The sequence below is a fragment of the Bacteroides sp. ET71 genome (assembly GCF_023336905.1).
GTDB lineage: Bacteria > Bacteroidota > Bacteroidia > Bacteroidales > Bacteroidaceae > Bacteroides.
Genome location: NZ_JAMBLS010000001.1, coordinates 1 through 26,320, shown reverse-complemented (window position 1 = coordinate 26,320; position 26,320 = coordinate 1). Strand labels below are relative to the sequence as shown.

Annotated in this window: 12 protein-coding genes and 1 pseudogene; 6 read left to right on the top strand and 7 right to left on the bottom strand. The window is 56.0% G+C overall.

Annotated features, from left to right (window positions below):
• Positions 1-7: 7 nt before the first annotated feature.
• From M3090_RS00065 to M3090_RS00055, 3 genes and pseudogenes are all read left to right on the top strand, one after another.
• Positions 8-1,134, top strand: a pseudogene (locus tag M3090_RS00065) (efflux RND transporter periplasmic adaptor subunit).
• A 216-nt stretch (positions 1,135-1,350) separates the two neighbouring features.
• Positions 1,351-4,482 (top strand): efflux RND transporter permease subunit, encoded by a 3,132-nt coding sequence (locus tag M3090_RS00060; RefSeq protein ID WP_249053350.1) that lies wholly within the window; start codon positions 1,351-1,353, stop codon positions 4,480-4,482.
• Between the two features lie 55 nt (positions 4,483-4,537).
• Entirely contained in the window at positions 4,538-5,899 is a 1,362-nt protein-coding gene (locus tag M3090_RS00055) for an efflux transporter outer membrane subunit (protein ID WP_249053349.1), read from the top strand.
• 96 nt (positions 5,900-5,995) lie between these two features.
• On the opposite strand, the gene M3090_RS00050 is transcribed toward M3090_RS00055, so the two are convergent.
• The 7 genes from M3090_RS00050 to M3090_RS00020 all read right to left on the bottom strand — a co-directional run bounded on the left by M3090_RS00050 (position 5,996) and on the right by M3090_RS00020 (position 22,356).
• Entirely contained in the window at positions 5,996-6,955 is a 960-nt protein-coding gene (locus M3090_RS00050; RefSeq protein WP_249053348.1) for a tetratricopeptide repeat protein, read from the bottom strand.
• A gap of 42 nt (positions 6,956-6,997) precedes the next feature.
• A complete protein-coding gene (locus M3090_RS00045) occupies positions 6,998-8,890 on the bottom strand; it encodes an ATP-dependent DNA helicase RecQ (protein ID WP_249053578.1) in 1,893 nt (630 codons plus the stop codon).
• 166 nt (positions 8,891-9,056) lie between these two features.
• Entirely contained in the window at positions 9,057-10,802 is a 1,746-nt protein-coding gene (recJ, locus tag M3090_RS00040) for a single-stranded-DNA-specific exonuclease RecJ (protein ID WP_249053347.1), read from the bottom strand.
• Between the two features lie 391 nt (positions 10,803-11,193).
• Positions 11,194-12,813: a hypothetical protein gene (locus M3090_RS00035; RefSeq protein WP_249053346.1), complete on the bottom strand. Its 1,620-nt coding sequence runs from the start codon at positions 12,811-12,813 to the stop codon at positions 11,194-11,196.
• 33 nt (positions 12,814-12,846) lie between these two features.
• Entirely contained in the window at positions 12,847-14,523 is a 1,677-nt protein-coding gene (locus tag M3090_RS00030) for a SusD/RagB family nutrient-binding outer membrane lipoprotein (RefSeq protein WP_249053345.1), read from the bottom strand.
• A 42-nt stretch (positions 14,524-14,565) separates the two neighbouring features.
• Positions 14,566-17,769 (bottom strand): SusC/RagA family TonB-linked outer membrane protein, encoded by a 3,204-nt coding sequence (locus tag M3090_RS00025; protein WP_249053344.1) that lies wholly within the window; start codon positions 17,767-17,769, stop codon positions 14,566-14,568.
• 639 nt (positions 17,770-18,408) lie between these two features.
• On the bottom strand, positions 18,409-22,356 hold the full coding sequence (locus M3090_RS00020) for a two-component regulator propeller domain-containing protein (RefSeq protein WP_249053343.1): 3,948 nt from the start codon (positions 22,354-22,356) through the stop codon (positions 18,409-18,411).
• Positions 22,357-22,522: 166 nt separating this feature from the next.
• On the opposite strand from M3090_RS00020, the gene M3090_RS00015 reads away from it, so the two are divergent.
• From M3090_RS00015 to fmt, 3 genes are all read left to right on the top strand, one after another.
• Entirely contained in the window at positions 22,523-23,098 is a 576-nt protein-coding gene (locus M3090_RS00015; RefSeq protein WP_249053342.1) for an L-threonylcarbamoyladenylate synthase, read from the top strand.
• On the top strand, positions 23,095-24,903 hold the full coding sequence (locus M3090_RS00010; protein ID WP_249053341.1) for a chloride channel protein: 1,809 nt from the start codon (positions 23,095-23,097) through the stop codon (positions 24,901-24,903). Before M3090_RS00015 ends, M3090_RS00010 begins: the two co-directional genes overlap by 4 nt.
• A 371-nt stretch (positions 24,904-25,274) precedes the next feature.
• Positions 25,275-26,246, top strand: a complete 972-nt coding sequence (fmt, locus tag M3090_RS00005; protein WP_249053340.1) for a methionyl-tRNA formyltransferase — start codon at positions 25,275-25,277, stop codon at positions 26,244-26,246.
• Positions 26,247-26,320: the final 74 nt, after the last annotated feature.

Here is a 26,320-nt window from a genome sequence, read left to right as displayed (position 1 = left end):
GACAAGGATGACAAGATTGTTTGGACGGACCACCGTCTGCAGCCTGTGCCTGTTATGGCTGGCTGCATGCAAGGAAGCCCCGCAGCAGAGTGGCGGGGCACAGTATAAGACATTGACACTCAGTCCGACGGACCGTACACTGACGCGTGAATACACCGCCGTAGTCGAAGGACGGCAGAGCGTGGAGATTCGCCCGCAGGTGAGCGGCACTATCACCGAAGTGTGCATCGACGAAGGTGCTAAGGTGAGCAAGGGGCAACCGCTGTTCATCATCGACCAGGTGCCCTACCAGGCAGCACTGGAAACGGCCGTGGCCAACGTGCGCAGCGCCGAGGCGGCCGTGGCCACCGCCCGTATGACCGCCAACAGCAAGCAGACGCTCTTCGACAACAAGGTGGTGTCTGCCTTCGACCTGCAAACAGCCAAGAACTCGCTGCTGGAGGCCGAGGCGGCCTTGGCCCAGGCCAGGGCGCAGGAAACGAGTGCGAAGAATGACCTGTCGTACACCGTAGTGAAGAGCCCCGTGGACGGCGTGGCGAGCATGATTCCTTACCGCGTGGGGGCCTTGGTTGATGCCAGCATACAGACCCCGCTCACCACCGTCTCCGACGACGAGGAGATGTACGTCTACTTCTCCCTGACCGAGAGCCAGGTGCTGAGCCTCATCCGCGAGCACGGCACGCTGGACAAGACCCTGGCGCAGATGCCGAAGTTTCGCTGCGCCTGAGCAACGGCCAGCCGTATGCCCATGCGGGACACATCGACGCCATCAGCGGAACCATCAGCAGCGGGACGGGCGCGGTGAGCCTGCGGGCCACCTTCCCCAACCCGGAAAGGATGTTGCGCAACGGCAGCAGTGCTACGCTCGTTTTCCCCTACCAACGGGACAGCGTGCTGGTCGTCCCGCAGGAAGCTACCTACGAGATACAGGACAAGGTGTTCGTTTATCGGGTGGTGGACGGGAAAGCCACGTCGAGCCAAATTACCGTTTTCCCCATCAATGACGGACAAGAATACATTGTGGAGAGCGGCTTGCAGGTAGGCGATGTCATCGTGGCCGAAGGTGCCGGCCTGCTGCAAGAGGGTACCACCGTGGCTGTTCCGCATCCGGAAGACAAAAATGCAAGTATTTGAATAATAGACCAATAGGAGTTCCACTCGTTTTCAGGCTTTGGAACTTATAGTTTCAAGCCATGAAACTGATGGTTTCAAGCCTTGGAACTAACGGTTTCAAGCCATGAAACCGAAAGGTTCAAAGTATAAAACCAATGGGTTCAAAGTATGAAATTGATGAATCCTCCCTATGCTCCTGACAATAATTATTCCACATCGACTTAATCGTATAGAATCATGAAACTGAAACTCTTTATAGACCGCCCCATCTTGGCCTGCGTCGTGTCGGTGCTTATCCTGCTGGTGGGGCTTATCGGCCTGGTCAACTTGCCGATGGAGCAATATCCGGACATCGCGCCGCCCACGGTCATGGTATCCGCCACCTACACGGGTGCCAATGCCGAGGCCGTACAGAAATCTGTCGTCGTCCCCCTTGAGGGGGCTATCAATGGCGTGGAGGACATGCTCTACATGACCTCCACCTCGACCAACACCGGCTCGGGCAGCATTACTGTCTATTTTAAACAAGGAACTGATCCGGACATGGCCACCATTAACACCAAGAACCGCGTCAGCGAGGCCGAGGGACTGCTGCCCGCCGAAGTCACCAAGATTGGCGTGACGGTGGAGAAGCGACAGAATTCCATGCTGAAGATTATCGCCTTGTATAGTCCCGACGATTCGTATGACCAGACGTTCATCAACAATTACTTCAAGATAAACATCGAGCCGCGCCTGTCACGCATCAGCGGTGTGGGCAATGTCAACGTGATGGGTGGCGACTATGCCATGCGCATCTGGCTCGACCCGCAACGGATGGCCCAATACAGCCTGGTGCCCGACGATGTGGCCGCCATACTCGACGAACAGAACGTTGAAGCTGCCATGGGCACATTGGGCGAGGACTCGGAGAATACCTTTCAATATACCTTGAAGTATCGAGGCCGATATGAGACTGCCGAAGAGTTCGGCAACATCGTGGTGAAGGCATTGGAGAGTGGCGAAGTGTTGCGGCTGAACGATATCGCCAAGATAGAACTGGGGGCGCAGACCTATGCCTACAACGGCGAGATTGACGGGCATCCGGGTGCCACGGCCATGATTGCACAAACGGCAGGCTCGAACGCCAACGAGATTATCACCGAGATAGACCGGCTGATGGAAGAAGTGCGCCAAGAATTGCCCAAGGGGCTGGAACTGGTGGACCTGATGAGCACCAAGGAGTTTCTCGACGCCTCTATCCATGAGGTGGTGAAGACGTTGGTCGAGGCCATCATCCTGGTTATTCTCGTAGTGTATGTCTTCCTGCAGAGCATACGCTCCACCATCATACCGGCCATCTCGGTCATCGTGTCGCTGGTGGGTACGTTTGCCTTCCTCTACGTGGCGGGCTTCTCCCTTAATCTTTTAACTTTGTTTGCCTTGGTATTGGTCATTGGTACGGTGGTGGACGATGCCATCGTGGTGGTCGAGGCGGTGCAGGCGCAGTTCGACGAGGGTATCAAGTCGCCCTACAAGGCCACTACGCAGGCTATGAGCAACATTGGGGCGGCCATCATCACTACGTCGTTGGTATTCATGGCAGTGTTCATCCCCACGTCGTTCATGGGCGGGACGAGCGGCACATTCTATATGCAGTTCGGTCTGACGATGGCCGTGGCCGTGGGGCTATCGGCCCTCAATGCCCTGACCACCTGCCCGGCTCTGTGCGCCTTGTTCATGACTCCCCACATGGAGCGTGTGGCGGGACAGAAACTGAGCTTCTCCTCTCGCTTCCATCATGCCTTCGAAGCGGCCTTCAATCAGTTGGTATACAAGTACAAGGGCGGTGTGAAGTGGTTCTTCCGTCGCAAGTGGCTCATTGGCGTGGGCATTGTGGCGGCTGTAGCTTTGCTCGTTGTGCTGATGCAAAATACCAAGACCGGTCTGGTGCCCGACGAGGACATGGGCACCGTCTTCGTCAACGTCACTACCCCGCCGGGCAGCAGCCTTTCCACCACCATCCGGGCGATGGAGGAGGTGGAGGCCTGCATCAAGGACATCCCGCAGATTGAGCGTTACTCCAACGTGTCGGGCTACAGTATGATGGGCGGTCAAGCACCGAGTGGCGGCATGCTCATCATCAAGCTGAAAAACTGGAGCGAACGCCCCGACGATGAGGACTACATCAGCAGTGTCATTGCCGAAATCTATCGTCGCACGGCAAACATACATAGTGCCAAACTCTTTGCCTTCGCACAGCCCACCATCATGGGATACTCCACCGGCAGCGGCGTGGAACTGTACGTGCAGGACCGTGCCGGAGGCTCAATAGAGACACTGAAGGAACACACGGACAAGTTTATCGCCGCCCTCAATGCCCGTCCGGAGGTGCAGATGGCCTATACGACGTTCGACACCAAGTTCCCGCAGTATCTTGTCGAAGTGGATGCCGCGCGCTGCAAGCGCATGGGCGTGTCTCCCTCAGACGTCCTTTCGGTGATGTCGGGCTACATCGGCGGCAACTATGTCTCCAACCTCAACCGCTTCTCTAAGCTCTATCGCGTCTACATACAGGCCGACAAGGATTTTCGCTTGAACAAGGACGCACTGAACAACATGTTCGTGCGTACCGACGCGGGCGACATGGCCCCCATCGGCCAGTTCGTTACGCTGAGCAAGGCTTACGGGCCGGAGACGCTGACGCGCTTCAACCTGTACAGCTCCATCCAGGTCAACGCCATGATGAACGACGGCTATTCGTCGGGCGACGTCATCCAGGCCGTCGCCGAGGTGGCGCAGGAGACGCTGCCCGTAGGTTACGGCTACGAATATGCCGGCATCACCCGTGAGGAGGCGGGCAGCGGGTCGAACACTATCATCGTCTTCGCCCTCTGCATCGTCTTCATCTACCTCATCCTCTGTGCGCTCTACGAGAGCCTGTTCGTGCCGCTGGCCGTCATGCTCAGCGTGCCCTTCGGCCTGTTGGGTAGCTTCGCGCTGAGTAATCTGTGCGGACTGGAGAACAACATCTACATGCAGACGGGACTCATCATGCTCATCGGCCTGCTGGCCAAGACGGCTATCCTCATCACCGAGTACGCCGCCACGCGCCGCCGACATGGCATGACGCTGGCTCAGGCCGCCGTGTCGGCTGCTGCCATCCGCTTGCGTCCTATCCTCATGACGGTGCTTTGCATGGCCATCGGCATGCTCCCCCTGGTCTTCGCCAGCGGAGCGGGCGCCAATGGCAACATCTCGCTCGGCACCGGCGTGGTGGGCGGACTGTTGGTGGGCACGCTGGCCCTGCTCTTTGTGGTGCCCGCCCTGTTCATCGTCTTCCAGGCGATGCAGGAAAGGCTGATGCCCGATCGGAAGCGTGATGAATAACCCTCATTGTGAGTAGACAAGTTTATTAGTTTGTAAGTCCTTTATTGATATGAATATGTTGAGACATACCCTGATAGTGTTTGCCGCCGTAATGTTGGCCTCGTGCGGCATCTACACCAATTACGAGCGTCCGGCGCAGGCGGTGGCCGACATGGACAGCCTCTACCGTCCCGAAGCACGCCCGGACACCACCCGTTCCATCGCTACGTTGCGGTGGGAAGAGCTCTTCACCGACACTTGCCTGCAACAACTCATCCGACAGGGATTGGCAGCTAATGCCGACCTGGCCGTAGCCCGCCTGCAAGTGGAGGAAGCGCAAGCCACCCTGTGCCAGTCTAAGCTGGCCTACCTGCCCTCCGTGCAGTTGGAACCGACAGGCACCCTGTCGAGTTTCGACGGGCAGAAGACGTACAGCGTGGGCGCCTCTGCTTCGTGGGAAATCGACCTCTTTGGCAAACTGCGCAACTCCAAGCGGCAGGCTTTGGCCTCGCTCCTCGCCAGCGACGCCTACCGGCAGGCCATGCAGACGCAGGTGGTCGCCACCGTGGCCGACAGCTACTACGCCCTGCTGATGCTGGACGAACAGATACGCATCACCGAACAGACGGCCGAGAGTTGGCGCGAATACGTCCGCAGCCTCTCCGCCCTGATGCAGGCGGGGCAGGCCGACCGTGCCACACTGGCACAGGCTGAAGCCTCGCGGCTGGCTGCCGAATCATCGCTCCTAAGCCTCCAGCAGCAGGCCATCGAGCAGGAAAATGCTCTTTGCGTCTTTGTCGGTCTGACACCCCGGCGTCTGGAGCGCGGTACGATGGACGGGCAGCAGTTCCCTTCTCACCTTAGCGTAGGGGTACCGCTCGACCTCTTGGCACGTCGTCCCGACGTGCGCCAGGCCGAAGTAAAGTTAATGCAAGCTTTCTATGCCGCCAACTCCGCCCGTGCGGCTTTCTATCCTTCGATAACCCTCAGTGGTTCGGCAGGCTGGACCAACAACGGCGGCACCGTCGCCAACCCCGGTGCCTGGCTGCTCCAGGCCGTCGGGTCGCTGGTGCAACCCCTCTTCAACCGCGGACAGAACGTGGCCAACCTCCGCATAGCCAAGGCGCAGCAAGAGGAAGCCGTGCTACAGTTCCGCCAGTCCCTGCTGGATGCAGGCAATGAGGTGAACAACGCCTTGGCACAGTGGCAGACCGCCCGCGAACGCATCCGGCTGGACAGCGGGCAGGTGGAACAGCTCACCATCACACTGGGAGACACGGAACTGCTGATGGAGAATTCGGCGGACACGAACTACCTCCAGGTGCTCACCGCCCGGCAATCCCTGCTCTCGGCCCAATTGAGTGTCGCTTCAGCCCGTTATGATGAAATACAGGGCGTGATAGAACTCTACCACGCCCTGGGAGGAGGAAGCGAATAATGTGTCAACCTGAACCTTAATATAGATTACTACTCTTCGTGAAAAGTGAAGCCGTCCGGTCTGCGACAGATAGGGCGGCTTTGGGGCATTGTGTTGTCACAGCCCTAAGATGTCGGTTTGCTGCGTCAGCGGTTGGTTGCCGAACTTGCCGTTCAGTCTTTCTACTTCTTTAGGGTTCAGTTCCAGTTCTTTCTTCAAGTCTTCCATCGAGCCGTCTTTGTCTCCGTTCAGCAGTTTGGCACGTCCGCGTTCATGATAAAGGGCTGGGCTGTCCGGGTTCAGTTCGATGGCTTCGTCCAGTAGTTTGATGGCTTCCGGCAGTTTGTTTTGGGCTATTTCGAGGCGTGCCAGGCAGACAAAGGCTTGTTCGTTGAAGGGATTTACGTCTGTGATGTGGCGGTAGTCTGCCTCGGCTTTTTCTGGGGCATTGGTGGCTTCTGCCACTTGTCCGCGCAGCAGCAAGGCGTTTTCTTCATCCGGTTCTTGGGCCAGGATGGTTTCCAAGTCCTCCAATGCTTCTTTGTATTGGTGCATTTTCATCAGGGCTTCGGCTCGTAGCAGGCGTGCTTCGGTGAAATCTTCTTTCAGGGTGATGGCCTGTGTGAGATGGGCGATGCACATCAGTCCGTCGCCTTGTCCGTTATCGGCTTTGGCCAGCAGATAGTGTGCCATGGCGTTTCCTTCTTCCAGGCTGATGGCTTTTTGGGCTGCCTGTGCCATGGCTGGATAGTCTTCCAGCATGTAGCAGATGTTGGCCAGGGCAAGGAAGGTGGATGTGTGTGTCGGTTCCATCTGTGCCATTTGTTCCAATTGTTTTCGTGCTTCTTCCGGCTGGTTGTAGTGGGTATAGGCTTGTGCCAGGTAGTTGCGTGTCTCGAAATCGTCGTGTATGGCCAGTGCTTCGGTGAAGCAGCGGATGGCATAGTCCAGTCGTCCCATCCGTTGGGCGCGCATGCCGTCGTATTTGAATATGTCGAAGTTCTTTTGTTTGGCCTTCTCTTGTTCGGCCATCGGGTTGTCGGGTTTTCCCGAGAAGAAAGATTTTAAGAATCCCATGATTGTGTGTGTATGTTAATGTTCCGTGTGCAAAAGTATGAATTATTTGTTTCTTTTCCGCAAATTCAGTAGTCCGTTTTCGTAAGTCACTAATCTTTCTTCTATGAGTTCGTGCAAGAGGTCTGCCAGTGTTTCCTGTTCTACGAGGATTGTGGCGGATACTTGTGCCGGTGTCATTGGCCCGTTCTCCAGGGTTTGCAAGATGGTTTGGCGGATTTCTTCGGGTGAGGGTGTGGGGGGGCGGCGGTGGTGCGATTCCAGGCAGGTGTCGCAGTGTCCGCAGTCGTGTTCGTTCTTTTCGCCGAAGTAGCGGAGCAGCAGGCGGCTGCGGCACAGGGTGTCGTTGTCGGCATAGTCCAGCATGGCGTTGATGCGTGCCTCGTAGCGTTTCTTCCGTTCGTCGTAGACGTCGGGCGGCAGGTGGATTTGTGAGGTTTCGACCCTGGCGCGTGTGTATCTGATGTGTGGGATTTTTTTGCGGGGTATGTAGCTGATGATGTGTATTTGCGAGAGGTGCAGCAGCAGTTCGTACACGCGGCGCCGGGTGAGTCCGGTGCGTGTGGCCAGCAGGTCTTCGTTGATGAAGGCGTAGTCGGTGAACAGTCCTGTGTACGAGCGCAGCAGGATGCGGATGAGTTGGTCGGTTTCGTTGTCGAGCCCGCGCAGGCGGTATAGTTCGTCGCGCTGGATGGTGAAGACGAGGCGCGAGGCGTTGTCTTGTTCGTCGGTGTATTCCAGGTATCCGGCCAGGGTGAGTATGCGCAGGGCGCTGTCGACGGGTACGGGGAAGTGGCGGAATTTGCGGCAGAAGTCGTCGATGTTGAACTCGCGCACGCAGTCCAGCCCGTCGCCCATGGCCATCTGGTAGTAGTATTGCAGGTGTTCGTAGACTTGGCGGATGTAGTCCGGGTCGGGGAAGGTGTCGGGGATGCGGTGTTTCAGTGCTGTCTTGTCCTTGGGGTTGTAGAGGATGACGGCGTAGGCTTTCTGTCCGTCGCGTCCGGCCCGTCCTGCTTCTTGGAAGTAGGCTTCGATGGAGTCGGGCAGGTCGATGTGTATGACGAGGCGGACGTCTGGCTTGTCGATGCCCATGCCGAAGGCGTTGGTGGCGACCATGACGCGGCTTTCGCCCGTCTGCCAGCGGTGTTGGCGCAGGTCTTTGGCGGCGTCGTCCAGTCCGGCGTGGTAGTAGTCGGCGGTGATGCCTTGGGCGGCCAGCAGTTTGGCCACGTCTTGGGTGCGGCGCCGGCTGCGTGCGTAGACGATGGTGCTGCCCTGGACGCGGTGCAGGATGTGGAGCAGTTCTTCGGATTTGTCGTTGGTGCGGCGGACGATGTAGGCCAGGTTTTGCCGTTCGAAGCTCATGCGGAAGACGTTGGGGCGGGCGAAGCCGAGTTTCTGCTGTATGTCGTCCACCACCTGGGGGGTGGCGGTGGCTGTCAGTGCCAGCACGGGCACGCCGGGCAGCAGGGCGCGGATTTCGGCAATCTTCAGGTAGGCGGGGCGGAAGTCGTAGCCCCACTGTGAGATGCAGTGGCTTTCGTCGACGGTGATGAGGCTGATGTGCATCCGCCGCAGTTTGGTGCGGAAGATGTCGGTGTCCAGCCGCTCGGGCGAGACGTAGAGGAATTTGTATTGGCCGAAGATGGCGTTCTCCAGCCTGGTGACCACCTCCTGGCGGTCCATGCCCGAGTGGATGCAGAGGGCGCGGATGCCGCGGGCGCGGAGGTTCTGCACCTGGTCTTTCATCAGGGCGATGAGGGGGGTGACCACCAGGCACATGCCTTCGCGGGCCAGCGCGGGCACTTGGAAGGTGACGGACTTGCCGCCGCCCGTGGGCATGAGGCCCAGCGTGTCGCGCCCGCTCCCGATGCTGCGGATGATGTCTTCCTGGATGCCGCGGAACGAGTCGTAGCCCCAATACTGTTTCAGCAGCCGCCGATAGAGGTCGTCCGCGGGCTCTTCAGAGGGGGCCGCCGGGGCGCTCTCAAAAAGACCGCGGTCTTTTTCTGGAAACACCGCGGTCTTTTCCGGAAAACACCGCGGTCTTTTTTCAGAAACACCGCGGTCTTTTTCCGACCCCTCCTCCGGGCACTTCTCGTCAGCCCTTGTTCTGTCGCTCATCGTCCCTCCAGTTAGGCTTGATATCTTCAATCTGCAACTGCACCTCGCCGCGCTTGTGCGTGTTCTCCTCGATGGTGTAGCAGATGTCGAACGACCGCTTCGTCTTGATGAACCGCACGTGCGAGCTTTGTCCGAAGGCGATGCCGTTCATCACGTTGTGCGACTTGTTGTCCACCAGCTCCAGCTTGATATGCTCCTGCTCGCGGCCCACCACCTTGCTCGTGCCGTAGTCGTAGACGTTGTGCGTGCAGAACACCGGCTTCACGTTCTCCGGCCCGAAGGGGTTGAAGCGCTTCAGGTCGGCCGCAAACCTCGGCGTGATGTCGCGGAAGTCAATCTCCGCATTGATGTCGATGACGGCGCTCGTCTGTTCCGGCCGGATGTGTTCGGCCACAAAAGTCTCGAACCGGCGCGTGAACTCCGGCACCTTCTCCACCCGCATCGACAGGCCCGCGGCATACGTGTGCCCCCCGAAATTCTCCAGCAGGTCGCGGCAATGCTCGACCGCCTTGTAGACGTCGAAGCCCGATACCGAGCGCGCCGAGCCCGTCGCCAAGTCGCCCGTGCGCGTCAGCACTACTGCCGGGCGGTAATAAATCTCCGTCAGCCGCGAAGCCACGATGCCGATGACGCCCTTGTGCCACGCCTCGTTGTAGAGCACGATGGAGCGGCGGTCGGCCAAGTGCGGCAACCCCTCGACGATGTGGTTGGCCTCCTCCGTCATCGTCTTGTCCAAGTCCTTGCGCGTCTCGTTGTACTGGTTGATTTGCCCCGCCTTCTCCAGCGCGGCCGAGAAGTCGCGCTCCGTCAGCAGGTCCACCGCCTCCTTGCCGTTCTGTATGCGGCCCGACGCATTGATGCGCGGCCCAATCTTGAACACGATGTCGCCCACCGTCAACTCCTTGTCCGTCAGCCCGCACACGTCGATGATAGCCTTCAGCCCCACGCTGGGGTTCGAGTTCAGTTGCTTCAGCCCGTGATAAGCCAGGATACGGTTCTCCCCCATGATGGGCACGATGTCCGAAGCGATGCTCACCGCCACCAGGTCCAGCAGCGGGATGAGGTGGTGGAACTCGATGCCGTTGCTGATGGCAAATGCCTGCATGAACTTGAAGCCCACGCCGCAGCCCGACAAGTGCTCGTACGGATAAGTGTTGTCAAAGCGCTTGGCGTTCAGTATGGCCACGGCCGGCGGCAACACCTCGTCGGGCACGTGGTGGTCGCAGATGATGAAGTCGATGCCTTTCTCTCGGGCATAGGCGATTTCCTCTACCGCCTTGATGCCGCAATCCAGCACGATGACCAGCTTCACGCCCGTCTCGGCGGCATAGTCCACTCCCTGCATCGACACGCCGTAACCTTCGTTGTATCGGTCGGGGATGTAGTAATCAATGTTCGAGTAATACTGTTGGATGAATTTATAGACCAGCGCCACGGCCGTCGTGCCGTCCACGTCATAGTCTCCGTAAACCAATATCCGTTCTTTTCTGCCCATCGCCCGGTTGAGGCGTTCCACTGCCACATCCATGTCTTTCATCAGGAAGGGGTCGTGCAAGTCGGGCAACTGTGGGCGGAAGAACTTCCGTGCGGCCTGTACCGTGGTGATACCTCGTTCTACCAGCAGTCGGCCCAATATGGGACTGATGCCCAAAGCCTGCGCCAGTTGTCGGCTTGCTTCTGCCTGTTCGGGGGTAATGGTCAGGTAATTCCATTTGTAAGTCATTTTATATATTGTTTTTTCTTTTTCCTTTCTCCATGTGTCGGAAACGCCCGTGCGGCCTGTCTGTAAGCAGTTTTCGCCGCCCGCCGGATCAAATATTATTCCAATGCGTCCGGGCCTTCGTCTCCAACAAGTTGTAAAGGTAGGAAAAAGTCTTGAGAAACGGAGGACATTTGGGCTAAAATATTAGAATCAGTCTAAAAAGAGTGCAGATAGCCGTCCCGTCGGTTGCACCAACTGTCCGGTTCGTGTGCGTCCGAGCCGCGGCCCGTGTGCGGAAGAAGCGAGCCATTTTCCGGCATCTGCCGGAAGGGCGTTAACTGCTTGTAGATGACACAAAAAAAGGGTATGTCTCCCGACATACCCTTTCTAACAACCCTATTGTTGACGAGCGTTATTCAACGCTAACCATGTCCAAATAAAATCCGTGGCCTATGATGATAAAACCGCCTTTAGCTTGAATTTCATTCAGAATCTCTTCTGTGATTTCAAAGTTATACGTGCCGGCTTCGGTAACTTCTTCTCGAACGAAATATGGCTCTGCCCAGTCGACGGTTGCTATGGCAACCGAATGGTATTCAGCAGCTTCTACTATAGAGTAGTTGATGTGGAATACATCACCGACTTGCAACTCTTCCAGCGGCATGAGATTAGGAACGACGTTGAACATGTGGCCAGGGTCGCTCTCGGGGCTTGACCACGATATGCTCAAGTGTCCTGTCCAAGGCAGGCCACTCCCACCTGTAGCTGCAAATACAGATACCTTATCGATGTAGACGCCATGTCCGCTGATGAGGAAGCCGTTTTCATTCAGGATTCTATCCAAGAGTTCTTGGGTTAGAGTGAACGAATATTCGCCATCTTCTGTCGGATTGAAGTCTGGTACGAGGTTCGCCCATGAGTTTGCCGTGGCAATGCGCACTTGGTGATATTCATCGTCCTGTTTCAAAGAATAGGCTATGGTCATCGTGCTACCGGCTTCGATGCTTTCGAACACGCTGATGTCAATCGAGGTGAACTGGTGGTTGGGGTCACCATCGGGAGTCTCCCAAGAAACGTAGTGGTGACCTTGCCACAGGATTGTTTCGCCCGGCCGTGCGGCATTGATGGTCAATGTCATCTCCGTCACATTCCCGCTGGTGGTGTAGAATTCCAGTGCGCCGCTCGTGGTCTGGCCAGTCAGCGTGTAGCTTCCGGCTTCCAGTTCAGGGCAATTCAGGACGATTTCCGAAACCGTCTGGCTCAGGAAGTCAGCACTGTTGATGGTCAGGTCGCCTACGGTCAAAGAAGTAACCTGGTCAAGGCCTGTACCCGTGAGTACCCATTCTTCGCCTACGACAGCACTGCTGGCGCCATCCATAACGAGCGTGCCCGAGCTGACGGTAATCGTGTTGCCGCCGTATTCTACGCCTTGCGCATCACCCAGGATAACGCGGTATTCGCCGTCGGCCAGACCTTCGGGTACGGTGTATTCGATGCATTCGTCTGCCTCTACATAGGTGGCATCGCTTCTCTGTCCGTCAATCACTACGTAATCCACCAAATAGAGGTTCGTTCCATAAAGACGTGCGGTTCCTCCGGCAGACACGATGCGTTCGGTTCCTCCGGTTGTTGTAGACGGGTCGGTGTCCAGCGGGTCTACTCTCAGCAGACCTTCGCGGTAGCTGGTCATTCCGTTGGTTGTGGAAGTGGCAACCACTCTGATATTGTAAGTACCGGCTTTAAACAGGGCACTGAACTCGAGTCCGGTCATTACTTCCTCGCCATCTACGTACCAGGCAACGGTGGTGTATTTGCTCGGTGTCACACGGGCTGTCACTGCATATGTCTGGTCGCGGTTCAGCGTCGCTATCGTAGGCAGTGATCCATCTTCTCCTCTGTCCGGGAATACCGGGTCGAGAATCATCGGAAAGTCGCTTTCCGATATCGTTTCAAACGGTTCTTCGTCGCTGCAGGCCGTAAACGTAAAGCCCGTAACCAGCAGGGCGAGTAGTATGTAATATATCTTTTTCATATGGAATGTTTTCTTTAGAGGTTATTACTCAGATTAATCTACGTCCCACCATACGTGGTTGTACCAACTGTCGGTGCCACCCATGCGCTCTACAGCTTCGTTGAAGTTGGCGCTGTTGTACGACGACTCCATGCGCGGATAGCACAGGCGGACGGGGATATCTTGTCCACCGGTCAGGACTGTACTGAAGCCGTATTCAGCCGGAGATTTCAGTTCCGGATAGCCCGAACGGCGTTGGTTGGCCCAAGCCTCGTTGGGGTTGAGGAAGTGGAGCATCCAGGCTTGCGTGTTGATATTTCTCCGGATGTCAGCATCTGCCTGTCCCACGCCGTTGTTTTGGATGAAGGTGTTGAACTCGTCGTCCGTCACGGGGTCGCAACCGTAGTGGTCGGACAGCAGGTTCATTGAGGCACGAACGCCTTCGTTGTAATACTCTTCTACGGTGCCGCTGACATTCCAACCGTTCTGTTTGGCTTCTGCCAGCAAGAAGCGTGTTTCTGCATAAGTCATGACAACACCCGGGTGGCTGGACTCCAAGAAGCAGGTGGCCAGTTTGGGCAGGCATTCCGCGTCAAGGAATGCTGAGGTGATGTCCGGATTCGTTGTAGCCATTTCTTCCAGCATCGGGCTTTGATAACCTTGCGGCCACGGCTCGTACCAGAAAGCGCCCGGCTCGCAGGGTTGTACCAACTCCGGATGTTCAGTCAATATCTCATCCGTAATGTCTACACGTCCGCTGGGATCATTGGTGCTCATGAGGTCATCGAAGTAGAAACGGGCAATGCGGTGGAGACGCGGGTCATTCGTGTCGTTCATCTGGTTGTAGAACGTAGAGCAAATGTACGTCTGGTTGTTCTTCGGGTCGTTGCCGTAAAACAGAATCATCAGCGCATTGCCGCGGTAGTCTTGGTAAGCATCGCCGGCAAAGCTGAAGGCAATGTCCATGTACTGAATCAGCGCATCGTCGTCGGCGCTCTCGAAGATGCCGCCGTTGTCCTGCAAAGCGCTTTCAAACTCTTGCTGGGCCTTCTGCGGGTTTACTTCCGAGATACGCATGGCGAAACGCATTCGTAATGAGTTGGCCAGCTTCTTCCATTTGTTCACGTCGCCGTTGTAGATGACATCGCCTGTCACATTGTCGCCCGACGCACTCAGTTTGCTGCCGGCGTCAGCCAATTCTACGAAGAAATCATTGTAAATATCTTCTTGCCGGTCAAACTTCGGCGTCTGGATGCCTTCCAGGTAACCCAGACCTGCTTCGCTGTAGGGGACATCGCCATAAACATCCGTCAGCAGAGAGGCCAGGTATACGCGGTAGATGCGCAACACGGAGTTGATGTTGACCTGTGTAGGGTCGTTGTTGGTGCGGTAGATGGCATCGACCACGTTCTTGAGGCTCTTGGTGTAGATGTCTACCCACATAATCATCATCTGGCTGTCGTCATTCGTATGGCGTCCGGCGTAGTTCGTAGTATTCCAACATCCCATCAGGTGCTGAGTGAAACCGTAGTGGTAATTACGGTAGACATTCACCATGTCCAAGTCTCCGTAAGTTTGCAGCTCAGCCATAGTGAGCTGGGCATTGGGGTCGATGGTGGTAACTTTTGACGGGTCGGTGTTCATGCTCGACATGAGCTCGTCGCTGCACGAAGAGAGTCCCAGGGTGCAGGCCGCCAAGAGTGCTGCTATATAGGTTTGATAGTGTTTCATTAGTTTATTCTTTATATAATTAATATGTATAAGAATGGTGTCTTAGAATTTCAGGTTGATGTTGAAACCGTAGCTCTTACGCGAAGGCAGCGAACCGTATTCCAGACCCATGCCTGACGAGTTGTTGTAGTTGGAGTCCGGGTCGATGTTCTTGATGTTCTTCCAAACAATGAACGGGTTACGTGCTACGAACGACAGGGTGCAACCCTTGACGACGTTCTTCAGCGCTTTCTTCAACCAAGTCTGCGGAACATTGTAGCTCAGCGTGATTTCACGACATTTCACGTAAGAGTTGTCGTAGATGAACATGCCCGGAGCATTACGGCAAACGTTCATCCAGTAGTCTTCCGGATTGATGATGATGTCGTTGGGGCGATAAGTGCCGTCGCCGTTGTCGATGACACCCGGAGCGACGAAGCCACCGGTAGGTTGCCAATCAGGACTGTTTGCTGCAATGCCGGCTTCTTTACGGGCTTCTTCTGATTTGTACCAGGCTTCACGTCCGGCCAGCGTGGCAGTGGCTTTACCGGTCTCGTGGAGGGCACGTGCCGTCTGCGAATAAAGGTCGGCACCGACTTTCACGTCGAATACGGCAGACAGCGAGAGGTCTTTCCAGCGGAAGTTGGTGTAGACACCACCTGTCCAATCCCAAGAGGCATTGCCCAAGATGTGGTTGGACGTATCATATTGAGGCAGACCGGTGCTCGGGTCGATAAGAACATCGCCGTTTTCGTTACGCTTGAAGTCCGGACCTACGAGGGCACCGTAGTCTTGACCTTCCATGGCTACTACTGCTACGTTCAGCCAAGAAGCTCTTTCGAGTTCGAACATGTCCATGCCGTCTACCAGTTTCTTCACCTTGTTGTTGTTCTTCGAGAAGTTGAAGTTCAAGTCCCAAGAGAAGTCTTTCGTTTCGATGGGGCGAGTGTTCAAGGCGATTTCCACACCCTTGTTCTCAATCTCACCGGCATTGATCAGGCGGTAGTTGTAGCCCGTTGTCCAGGAGTTAGCCATGTTCAGAATCTGGTTCTTACTGTTCTGCGTGTAATACGTGAAGTCCAAACCCAGACGGTTGTTGAGGAACTTCAACTCCAGACCCATTTCAAAAGAGTTTGTTTTTGTCGGTTTCAGATCTTTGTTAGGAATATTGCCATTGTTGATGTAACCGATGGTATAACCGGGGTATGTGTATTTAGACTTTGTATAGGTCAGACCCAGTTGGTAAGGGTTCGTATCGCTACCTACCTGTGCCCACGACAGACGGAACTTACCGTAAGGCATGAGGTCGGGTTTCTTGATGAGTTCGGAGAACACGAAGCTGCCCGAGAACGAAGGATAAATATATACATTGTTATCAAGCGGCAACGTAGAAGACTGGTCACCACGCAGCGTGGCATCCAAATAGATGAGGTGTTTCCAACCCACGTTGACCGCACCGTACAGCGAGTTAATCTGCTTGCGGTAGCTGCTTTCTTCCACGCTGACTTCGTTGAAGCTCATGATGGCAAGCACGTCGCGGATCTGCATGTCCTGAGCAGTGGTGACGGTGGTCTGGTTGTTCACCTTATACAGGTTGGCACCCAGCGTGGCGTTGAAGTCGAAGTCGCCCCATGTGTCGCTATACAGGGCCAACAGTTCGAAGTTGTACATACGGTTGCGGAAGTTGCTGATCTGGTAGCGGCCGGCTTCGTAACCCGGAGTAGTGGGAGCACGGAAGTCGTTAAAGGTGAAATAGTTCAATTCTGCACCTACGGTTCCTTGCAATTTCAGTTTCGGAGTGATGTTCCAGACAGCTTTGCCGTTGAAACGGAACGAGTCTTTGTTAGACTTGTTCAGGTTCTTGTAGATGTCCCAATAAGGGTTGGTGTTATAGGGGTCCATACCGTTCCAGTTGGAGTAGTTGCCGTCTTCGTCCTCGTAAGTTGCCAACCAAGCCTGGTCGTAGGTGGTGGCCAGGGTCATCAGGTTCTTACCGATGTTGGCTTTATCGTCGCCCAGTGCCGGACGGTTCTTTACATATTCACGAGTGTAGTTGGCACTTGCGTCTACGTCTACCTTGCCCAAGGAGCTGTTGACGCGCAGGTTGAAGATGTCGCGGCTCATGTTGCTGTTGGGCACGATGTCGCGGTTGCGCATGTCGGTAAAGGTGAAACGCATGCCTGTCTTGCCGCTGTTGGCGCTGATGATGGCAGAGTTGGTGGCTGTCAGACCGGTGCGGAAGAAACCCGTGATGTTGTCAGGAATGATGAGGTAGGGGCGCTGTACGCCGTCGAAATAGGTCAGCAGGTTGCCGCCGTCGGCTTTCGGTCCCCAGCTCATGTTGGTGCTGGAGGTAGCGTTGACGCTGTACGAGCCGTCGTTACCCATGCCGTAGATTTGTTGCAGGTCGTCCCACTTGGCCAGCATGGTCTCGAAGGTGGTGGTGCTGTTGATCTCCACGCCGAAGCGTTCTTGTCCGGCTTTCTTGGTGGTGATGAGGATGACGCCGTGGCTGGCTCGGCTGCCGTAGAGGGCCGATGCGGCGGGGCCTTTCAGCACGGACATGCTTTCGATGTCATCGGGGTTGATGCTGGAGATACCGTCGCCCAGGTCGAAGCCGCCGTATTGTCCGGCGCTGCCGTAGTTGGTGTTGTCCAAAGGTACGCCATCGATGACATACAACGGCTGGTTGTTGCCGGTCATTTCTGTGCTACCACGCAGGATAACACGTGTTGAGCCGGAGGGACCGCCGGCAGTTTGGCTGACTACCAAGCCGGGGACACGTCCTGCCATTGAGTTGATGACGTTTGTCTCTTTGGCTTTGGTCAATGCTTCACCCTTCACTTCGTCTACGCCGTAACCCAGGGCTTTACGTTCGCGTTTGATACCGAGGGCTGTGACTACCACCTCGTCCAGCAGTTTGGTGTCTTCTTCCAGTGTCACGTTGACGGGGCCGTCGCCTACTTTCACTTCGACGGTCTTGTAGCCGATGTAGCTGATGACCAGCGTGGCGCCCCGCGGGGCGGTCAGCGTGAAGTTACCGTCGATGTCGGTCAGCGACCCGGTGGTGGTGCCTTTTACCATGACCGAGGCGCCGATGACGGGGCCCATGGCGTCGGTTACCGTACCTGTTACTTTCTTTCCTTCTTGCTGGGCAGACAATGTGCCAGCCGTCGCTGTTGTCACGACTTGCGGAATGCCCCCCAACAGGCAGAGGGACAGGGTGCCGCATAGCAACGCTTGCTTACAATTTTTCATTTTCTTCATGGAATGTGTGTTCATAACAATGAATTAAGATTTCTCTATTAAAAAAGAGTAGAACGTGTGTGCGTGCCGCAGCTTCTTCGTGCGGGGACGCTTGGATTGGGGGTGTTAAGTGATTCTGCACATGGTGTAGGCATGGTATTTACAGGGTTGAACAATGTTTTTCATTTTCTTCGTTGCTGGCGCAAAGATGGTAAATATGGGCGGAATGGGGGTTTGATAGCTGACAAATGGGGTTTGAAAGCTGACATTTGTGGCTTTTCCGTGTCTTTTTGCCTCGTTCGGGGCGATGGCGGGCGTCTCTTCCGGGGGGCTGAGGCTGGGGAGATGCTTCCTGCTATGCCCAGGAGTCAGAGGCAGTGTGCCTTCGACACTGCATCCAGTTGTCGTGCATATCTCAAGTGGAATAGATTTATTATTCCACGTGGGATAAGTTTCTTATTCCATGTGAGATATATTTTCTATTCCATGTGAGATATATTTCCTATCTCACGTGAGATAGGTTTTCTATTCCACGTGGAATATGCGGCCAAGTAGCCTATGGATACGTAGCCACGCTGCCCCTGGATAGGGAGGCTGAACGCTTCCTATTCAGGGGCTTGAGCGTGGGTGAAGGATGGGGTGGGCGCGGGCGTGTAGGGGCTATTCGTGGCCGGTATACTTGCTGGGCTGCATGCCGTATTGCTTCTTGAAGAGGGAGCTGAAGTACTTGACGTTGGCAAAGCCCGTGTCGGCGGCGGCGTCGGTGACGCTGAGGCCCTGGCGCAGCAGTTCGGCGGCACGGTTCAGGCGGATGAGGCGGATGAACTCCTGGGGGCCGTTGCCGGTGAGTGACTTCAGGCGGCTGTAGAACAAGGTGCGGCTCATGGCCATCTCGCGGCACAGGGCGTTGATGTCGAAGTCAGGGTCGGCCATGTGTTCGGCGACGACTCGGGTGGCTTGTCTGATGAAGCGTTGGTCGCTTTCATTGTGCACAGGTTCCGGCTCGGCCGAGACGGCGGTGTCGTCGGCGTCGGTCAGGCGGCTGTCGCCAGTGTCTTTCATCGTCTGGCTCATGTAGTAACGCCGCAGGCGGTCGCGGGTGTCGATGAGCCCTTGCACTTTCAGCTTCAGTATTTCCGTGCTGAAGGGTTTGGGGATGTAGTCGTCGGCCCCGGTCTGGAGGCCCTTCACCACGTCGTCGTGCTGGGCCTTGGCGGTGAGCAGTACGAAGGGGATGCCCGCCGTGTCGGGATTGGCTTTGACCCGCCGGCACAGTTCGTCGCCCGTCAGGCCGGGCATCATGACGTCGGACAGGATGAGGTCGGGGTAGTTCTCGCCCAGACATTCCAGGGCTTTCTGTCCGTCGTCCACGTCGATGATGTGGTAATCGTGCTCGAAGGTCTTGCGCAGGTATCGCCGCAGCTCTTCATGGTCTTCTACGATGAGCAGTGTGTGCGACTTCTCCTCGCCCTCCTTCTCCTCCGGGCGGTCTGGCTCGGGGGGCAGGACCGTGTGTTCGGTGGCGGTGGTTACCGTCCTGCCGGCGACGGGGCTCTCGTCCGTGCGGCGCAGGGCTATGGTGAAGAGCGAGCCGCGCCCTTCTTCGGAGCGGAGCGTGATGCGCCCCTTCAGCATCTGCACGATGCGCTGCACTTGCAACAGTCCGAATCCTGTGCCCTCTTCGGTCATCTGTCGTGCGTTCTCCAGGCGGCCGGCCTTGTGGAAGAGATGCTTTTGCGCTTTGCGTGGGATGCCTATGCCATCGTCTTCCACCTCGATGATGGCCTTGTGGCGCGTGGCCGACAGGCGCAGGCTGACGTGCCCGCCGCCGGGGGTGTATTTGCAGGCGTTGGACAGGAGGTTGTCCAGTAGCATCTCCATGAGGTGGATGCTGGCCAGCGTGCATACCTCTTCGTCGGGCACCGAAACCTTCAGTTGTACGCCTTTCTTCTCGCAATAGGTGCGGAAGTTGGCGGCCTCTTCTTCTACGATGTCATTCAGCCGCAGCGGGATGAGCGATAGCTGTTTCTGTCCCATGTCCATCTTCTCGAACTCGAGCAGTTGGGTGACGAGCGTGTTCAGGCGGTGTGTATTGTTTCGGGCTGCCCGGATGAAGTAGCGTGCGTCGGCCGACAGGCCCTGCTCCTTCTGCAAGTCCTCCAGCGGGGCCATGATGAGCGTGACGGGCGTGCGTATGTTGTGCACCGTATTGATGAAGAACTGTATCTTGTCCTCGTCGTATTTCTTCTGCAAGTGGTTGCTTTTGTATTGCAGGAAGAACCAGAACAAACTGCCTGACAGACAGGCATACAGCATCCATGCCCACCAACTGTTCCACCACGGCTGTGAAATCTCGATGTGCAGTGCGCGTTCTACCATTACTTTACCGTCGCTCTGCCGCAGGCACCGTACCTTCAGTTGGTAGGAACCCGGAGATACTCGTATGTAGCGTGCCTCGCCGTCAGGAGTCGGGCTGTTCCAGGTCTTTTCATAACCATCCAGCATATACTGATATACAATGTCGTGGCGGAAGCGGTAGTTGATGGCTTCGAAGGTGACAGTGAAAGTGTTGTGGGCGTAGTCCAGGCTGACATTCCCTTCTGTTATCATGTGGTACAGGCGAGGGGGAAGCTGTTCTGCCTCATCTGCATCATGCCCGGTGATGGTTATGCCGGTAAAGCGCAGCGGTGCTTGGTAGTCGTTTACGGAGATGGCCGCGGGGTCGATGAGTATGGCACCTTCTGAGCTTCCATATACAAATTCACCGTTGCTCAGACAGGTGAAGGAAGACTTGTTGTACACCTTCTCCACATCTTCCACGTAGTTGAGGCTTGATATGCGCCCGTCATCCACGATGGCGATGCCCTTTCTTGTACTGGCCCAAAGCCTCCCTCTGCTGTCGCGTTGCAGGCTGTAGACATCGTTCGAGGGAAGCCCGTCGCGGGTGGTATAGGTTTTGACAGTGCCGTCTTGCATGTTATACAGGTTAAGCCCTCCACCTTCAGTGCCCAGCCATACGGTATGGTCGTCATTGAACAGCATGGTGGCAATGTACGAATTGACTTCATGCTGTTTCCATTCGGAAGTTCTGGCATAATGGCGTTTGCTGTTGTTGCGTTTGTCTATCAGGAAGAAACCGTCGGTTGTGCCCACAGCGATGTGATGCTTTCCTGCTTCGACAATGGCCAGCGATTCCTGGATGTCCGGGTAAGTATGCTTCAGGTGCCCGTCTCCGCTGAAGACCTGTAAATTGCCATTCAGTGCACCCGCCCATACGTCACCTTCCATGTCTTGCTTGATGGAGAAGACATAGTTGGTACTCAGTCCGTCTTGTTTTGTCAGGTGTTGGGCGATGCGGCCTCCGGCATCCAGTTGGTAGATGCCGTTGCCATAGGTTGTCGCCCACATGGAGCCGTTGGCCCCTTTACACAGGTTGACTACTACTGTGCCCTTCAGTTCGTGCTGCCAGTGCTTTGTCCGTGCATTTTGTATGCTGATGCCGTTGTCGGTAGCAAACCATAGGTCGCCGTCGTCTCCTTCCTTGATGTCGTTCACGTTGTTGTTGGCCAATGATTGGGTAGTGCCTCGCTTGTGAATGAAAGTTTGGATGGGAAAACTGAGTAAGATGGAGACAGATACCCCGCCGGAATAACTTCCTGTCCAGATATTGCCTTGCCGGTCTTTGGTGACGGCATAGATTCCATTATTCTTCAGTACGTTGGGGCTGTCGTCTTCTGCATTCATCAGTAGCTTTGCGGTCCTGTCGAAGCGGTTGACGGCATAGACTCCTCCACCGTCGAAGCCCAGCAGGGTGGTTTGTGTGTCATAGGGTGTGATGGCACGGATAGGGCGTAGGAAAACAGATTCTGGCTTACGCAGATTGCAGGTGTCTCCGGTAGACAGGTCTATTATCAGCAGGCCGCTATTGAAGGTTCCTGCCCAAAGTTCATTCTTGGCTTGATCGTAATGCAAGGCCGAGATATCTCCTCCGGCTACAGGCAATGCCCGGCCGTCTGGGGTGAGTTGCAGGATGCCTTGCGTGGTTCCGACGTACAGGTCCTTTTCGGCGGATGTAATGATGCTGACGTAATATCCGTCCAGCATTTGGACTATGTCTTCGTTTTTCTTCTGTTTGTATAGTCCTACGTTGGCCCCTAACCACATGGTTCCTTCCTGGTCGAAATAGAGGTCGTTCAAGACAACGTTTGTGTGGGTGTGGTGGCTTAGGTGCAAGACTTGTTCGAAGCGGTCGTTCTCGATAGAGTAATGGAAGACTTTGCCCGTGTTGTCATAGGCCCAGAGTCCGAAACGGTCGTCATAGCGCAATTTGATACATCGGCCGCCCATGTCGCCGTAGTGATAGTCACTTGCCAGCGTGTAGTTTTTCATGTTGTATCCGTTGTAGCGGTCTATGCCTGCTTTGGTGGCAATCCAGATGACGCCGTCTTTGTCTTCTATGACGGAGTAGACACGAAGGTCGCTAAGTCCTTCGTGGAATCCGATGTATTTAATGTTGAAGATGTTTTCATGTACAAGGGCTTGTATCTGGCCGCTTATTCCGGTAAGTATGGTTAGAAGTAGATATGTGGTAAAGCGTATAATATTCATGATAATGTATATTATAGGTGTTTAAACATAGCTATGGCCTTTGCTGCCATGCTGCAAAAATAGTGAAATGAGTCAAACTGCGAAAGGTTCTGCTGTATTATTTGCGGAATCCTGCTTGTTTATGGATACAAATTACTACATTTGCGCGTCAATCACTGAATAGACTATGGATAAAAACTGGATAGAAGACATCAAAAAGGCTTGCCAGGTGATGCAGGACGGAGGGGTGATATTGTACCCGACGGATACCATCTGGGGTATTGGATGTGATGCTACCAATGAGGAGGCTGTGCGCCGTGTCTATGAGATAAAGCACAGGGCGGACAGCAAGGCTATGCTGGTATTGGTAGATTCGGCTGTCAAAGTGGATTTTTATGTGCAGGATGTGCCTGCCGTGGCTTGGGATTTGCTGGACGTGGCCGACAAGCCTTTGACCATTATTTATTCCGGTGCGCGTAATCTGGCTTCTAACCTGTTGGCTGAAGACGGCAGTGTGGGCATACGTGTGACCGGCGAGGAGTTCTCCAAAGCTCTTTGTTTCCGTTTCCGCAAGGCTATTGTCTCTACTTCGGCCAATGTGAGCGGGCAGCCCTCTCCCCGTACTTTTGCAGAGATAAGCGATGAGATAAAGAATGCTGTTGATTATGTCGTGGAGGCGCGGCGCACGGAGGCCGGGCCTGCCCGCCCGTCGTCCATCATCAAGTTGGGGCAGGGGGGAGAGGTTAAAATCATTCGTCCATGACGCAAGATGCTTCTATATATTATAATGTGAAGGGGTGGTTGCCCCGTCTGTTGCGCTGGCGTGAGCAGAACATCAAGGAGAAGCAGTTTATCTTGATACTTAGCTTCCTGGTGGGCATCTTTACGGCCTTGGCGGCCTTGCTGCTGAAGCAACTGATACATTGGATACAACTGTTTCTGACGGATAATTTTGATACGACGGAGGCCAATTACCTGTATTTGGTCTATCCGGTGGTGGGCATCCTGCTGACAGGGCTTTTCGTGCGTTACGTGGTGAAGGACGACATCAGCCACGGGGTCACGAAGATACTGTATGCCATCTCGCGCAGGCAGGGGCGCATCAAGCGGCACAACACGTGGTCGTCTATCCTGGCCAGTTCCATCACCATCGGTTTCGGAGGTTCGGTGGGGGCGGAGGCGCCTATTGTGCTGACGGGGTCGGCCATCGGGTCGAACCTGGGCAGTATGTTCAAGATGGAGCACCGCACGCTGATGTTGCTGGTGGGCTGCGGGGCTGCGGGTGCGGTGGCCGGCATCTTCAAGGCGCCCATTGCGGGGCTGGTGTTCACGCTGGAGGTGCTGATGATTGACTTGACGATGACGTCGTTGCTGCCTTTGCTGATTTCGTCGGTCACGGCGGCCACGTTGTCTTACGTCGTCACGGGGCAGGAGGCTATGTTCCGTTTTCACCTGGACCAGCCGTTCGAGTTGATGCGTATTCCTTACGTCATCATGCTGGGGGTGTTTTGTGGGTTGGTGTCGCTCTACTTCACGCGGGCCATGAACCGGGTGGAGGGTGTGTTCGGGCGGTTGGATTCGCCGTGGAAGAAGCTGTTGCTGGGCGGCACGATGCTGAGTGTGCTGATTTTCCTGTTCCCGCCGTTGTATGGCGAGGGTTACAATACGATAGAACTGTTGTTGAACGGCATGACTGTGGCCGAGTGGGATACGGTGATGAACAATTCGTTCTTCTATGGTCACAGCAACTTGCTGCTGCTCTACCTGATGCTCATCATCGTCTGCAAGGTTTTTGCCTCCAGTGCCACCAACGGCGGGGGCGGCTGTGGCGGTATCTTCGCTCCGTCGCTCTACCTGGGGTGCATAGCGGGTTTTGTGTTCTCGCATTTCAGCAACGAGTTTAATATCACTCCTTTCCTGCCGGAGAAGAACTTTGCCCTGATGGGCATGGCGGGGGTGATGAGCGGGGTGATGCACGCGCCGCTGACGGGCGTGTTCCTCATTGCCGAGCTGACGGGTGGTTACGACCTCTTCCTGCCGCTGATGATTGTGTCCGTCAGTTCCTATCTGACCATCATCGTGTTCGAGCCGCACAGCATCTACTCCATGCGTCTGGCCAAGAAGGGTGAGCTGCTGACGCACAACAAGGACAAGTCGGTGCTGACGCTGATGAAGATGGAGAACGTGGTGGAAACCGATTTCGCCCCTGTCCGTCCCGATATGGACTTGGGGGGACTGGTCAGCGTCATTTCCCGGGCGCACCGCAACATCTTCCCCGTGGTCGATGCCGACGGCCGGCTGCTGGGCATCATCCCGTTGGACGACATACGCAACATCATGTTCCGCCAGGAGCTGTACCACCGCTTCACCGTGGAGCATCTGATGACCTCGCCTCCCGCCCGCCTGTATAACACGGACAGCATGGAGCAGGTGATGCGCACGTTTGACGACACGCAGGCCTGGAATCTGCCCGTGGTTGATGCCGACGGGCACTACCTGGGGTTCGTGTCGAAGTCGAAGATATTCAACTACTACCGCGAGGTGTTGGTGCATTTCTCCGACGAATAGATTGGGGAGACCCCCACATAGAGCTTTGTGGCACCCCCCACATAGAGCTTTGTGGTACCCCCCACATAGAGCTTTGTGGTACCCCCCACATAGAGCTTTGTGGTACCCCCCACATAGAGCTTTGTGGCACCCCCCACATAGAGCTTTGTGGCACCCCCCACATAGAGCTTTGTGGCACCCCCCACATAGAGCGTTGGTGCACCCCCTCCATAGAGCGTTGGTGCACCCCCTCCATAGAGCGTTGGTGCACCCCCTCCATAGAGCGTTGGTGCGCCCCCTCCATAGAGCGTTGGTGTACCCCCTCCATAGAGCGTTGGTGCACCCCTGTCAAAAAAACAGTCTGAAACCAAACCTAAAAAGAAGACAGATATATGATGAAGAAAGAAGACTTGCGAATCGTCTACATGGGCACGCCGGAGTTTGCCGTCGAGTCCCTGCGCTGCCTCGTCGAAGGCGGTTACAACGTGGTGGGTGTCATCACCATGCCCGACAAGCCCGCCGGGCGCGGCCACCGGCTGCAGCCCTCGCCCGTCAAGCAATACGCCCAGGAGCACGGCCTACCCCTGCTCCAACCCGAGAAGCTGAAGAACGAAGACTTTCTGGAAGCCCTGCGCGCCTGGCAAGCCGATTTGCAGATAGTCGTAGCCTTTCGCATGCTCCCCCAGGTCGTCTGGGCCATGCCCCGCCTGGGCACGTTCAACCTCCACGCCTCCCTCTTGCCCCAATACCGCGGCGCGGCGCCCATCAACTGGGCCGTCATCAACGGCGAGACCGAGACCGGGCTCACCACCTTCTTTCTCCGCCAGGAGATTGACACCGGCGAAGTCATCCGCCAAGTGCGCGTCCCCATTGCCGACACCGACGACGTGGGCGCCGTGCACGACCGCCTCATGCTGCTGGGCGGACAACTGGTGACAGACACCGTCGACGACATACTGGCCGGCCGCGTCACCCCTATCCCCCAGGAACAGATGCCGACCGACACCCCCCTGCGCCCCGCGCCGAAGATATTCAAAGACACCTGCCGCATCGACTGGAACCGTCCCGCCAAGCAAGTCTACGACTTCATCCGCGGCCTCTCTCCCCATCCCGCCGCCTGGACCGAGCTGCAACAACCCGGCCAGCCGCCCGTGGTGCTGAAGATATTCGAATCCGATAAGTTGCCCCAACCCCATAGCCTGACCCCCGGCACGGTGCAGACCGATGGCAAGACCTACCTCCGCGTGGCCGTGGCCGACGGCTTTGTCGGCATACGCTCCTTGCAGTTGCCCGGCAAGCGGCGCCTCTCCGTGGAAGAACTCCTGCGCGGCTTCCGCCTCGCCGGGCCTGCCCAGGTGGAGTAAGGCGGGTGAGTTAATAAGTTTATGAGTTTGTAAGTTTATAAGTTTATAAGTTGACAAGGAATCAGGCAACCAGG

What these genes read in the sequence shown, in the direction of transcription:
- M3090_RS00010 (WP_249053341.1), top strand. Translation starts at nt 23,095, where the DNA reads ATGACGCAAGATGCTTCTATATATTATAATGTGAAGGGGTGGTTGCCC.
- M3090_RS00050 (WP_249053348.1), bottom strand. Translation starts at nt 6,955, where the DNA reads ATGGGATTCTTAAAATCTTTCTTCTCGGGAAAACCCGACAACCCGATG.
- recJ (WP_249053347.1), bottom strand. Translation starts at nt 10,802, where the DNA reads ATGACTTACAAATGGAATTACCTGACCATTACCCCCGAACAGGCAGAA.
- fmt (WP_249053340.1), top strand. Translation starts at nt 25,275, where the DNA reads ATGATGAAGAAAGAAGACTTGCGAATCGTCTACATGGGCACGCCGGAG.
- M3090_RS00020 (WP_249053343.1), bottom strand. Translation starts at nt 22,356, where the DNA reads ATGAATATTATACGCTTTACCACATATCTACTTCTAACCATACTTACC.
- M3090_RS00015 (WP_249053342.1), top strand. Translation starts at nt 22,523, where the DNA reads ATGGATAAAAACTGGATAGAAGACATCAAAAAGGCTTGCCAGGTGATG.
- M3090_RS00055 (WP_249053349.1), top strand. Translation starts at nt 4,538, where the DNA reads ATGTTGAGACATACCCTGATAGTGTTTGCCGCCGTAATGTTGGCCTCG.
- M3090_RS00025 (WP_249053344.1), bottom strand. Translation starts at nt 17,769, where the DNA reads ATGAAGAAAATGAAAAATTGTAAGCAAGCGTTGCTATGCGGCACCCTG.
- M3090_RS00035 (WP_249053346.1), bottom strand. Translation starts at nt 12,813, where the DNA reads ATGAAAAAGATATATTACATACTACTCGCCCTGCTGGTTACGGGCTTT.
- M3090_RS00060 (WP_249053350.1), top strand. Translation starts at nt 1,351, where the DNA reads ATGAAACTGAAACTCTTTATAGACCGCCCCATCTTGGCCTGCGTCGTG.
- M3090_RS00030 (WP_249053345.1), bottom strand. Translation starts at nt 14,523, where the DNA reads ATGAAACACTATCAAACCTATATAGCAGCACTCTTGGCGGCCTGCACC.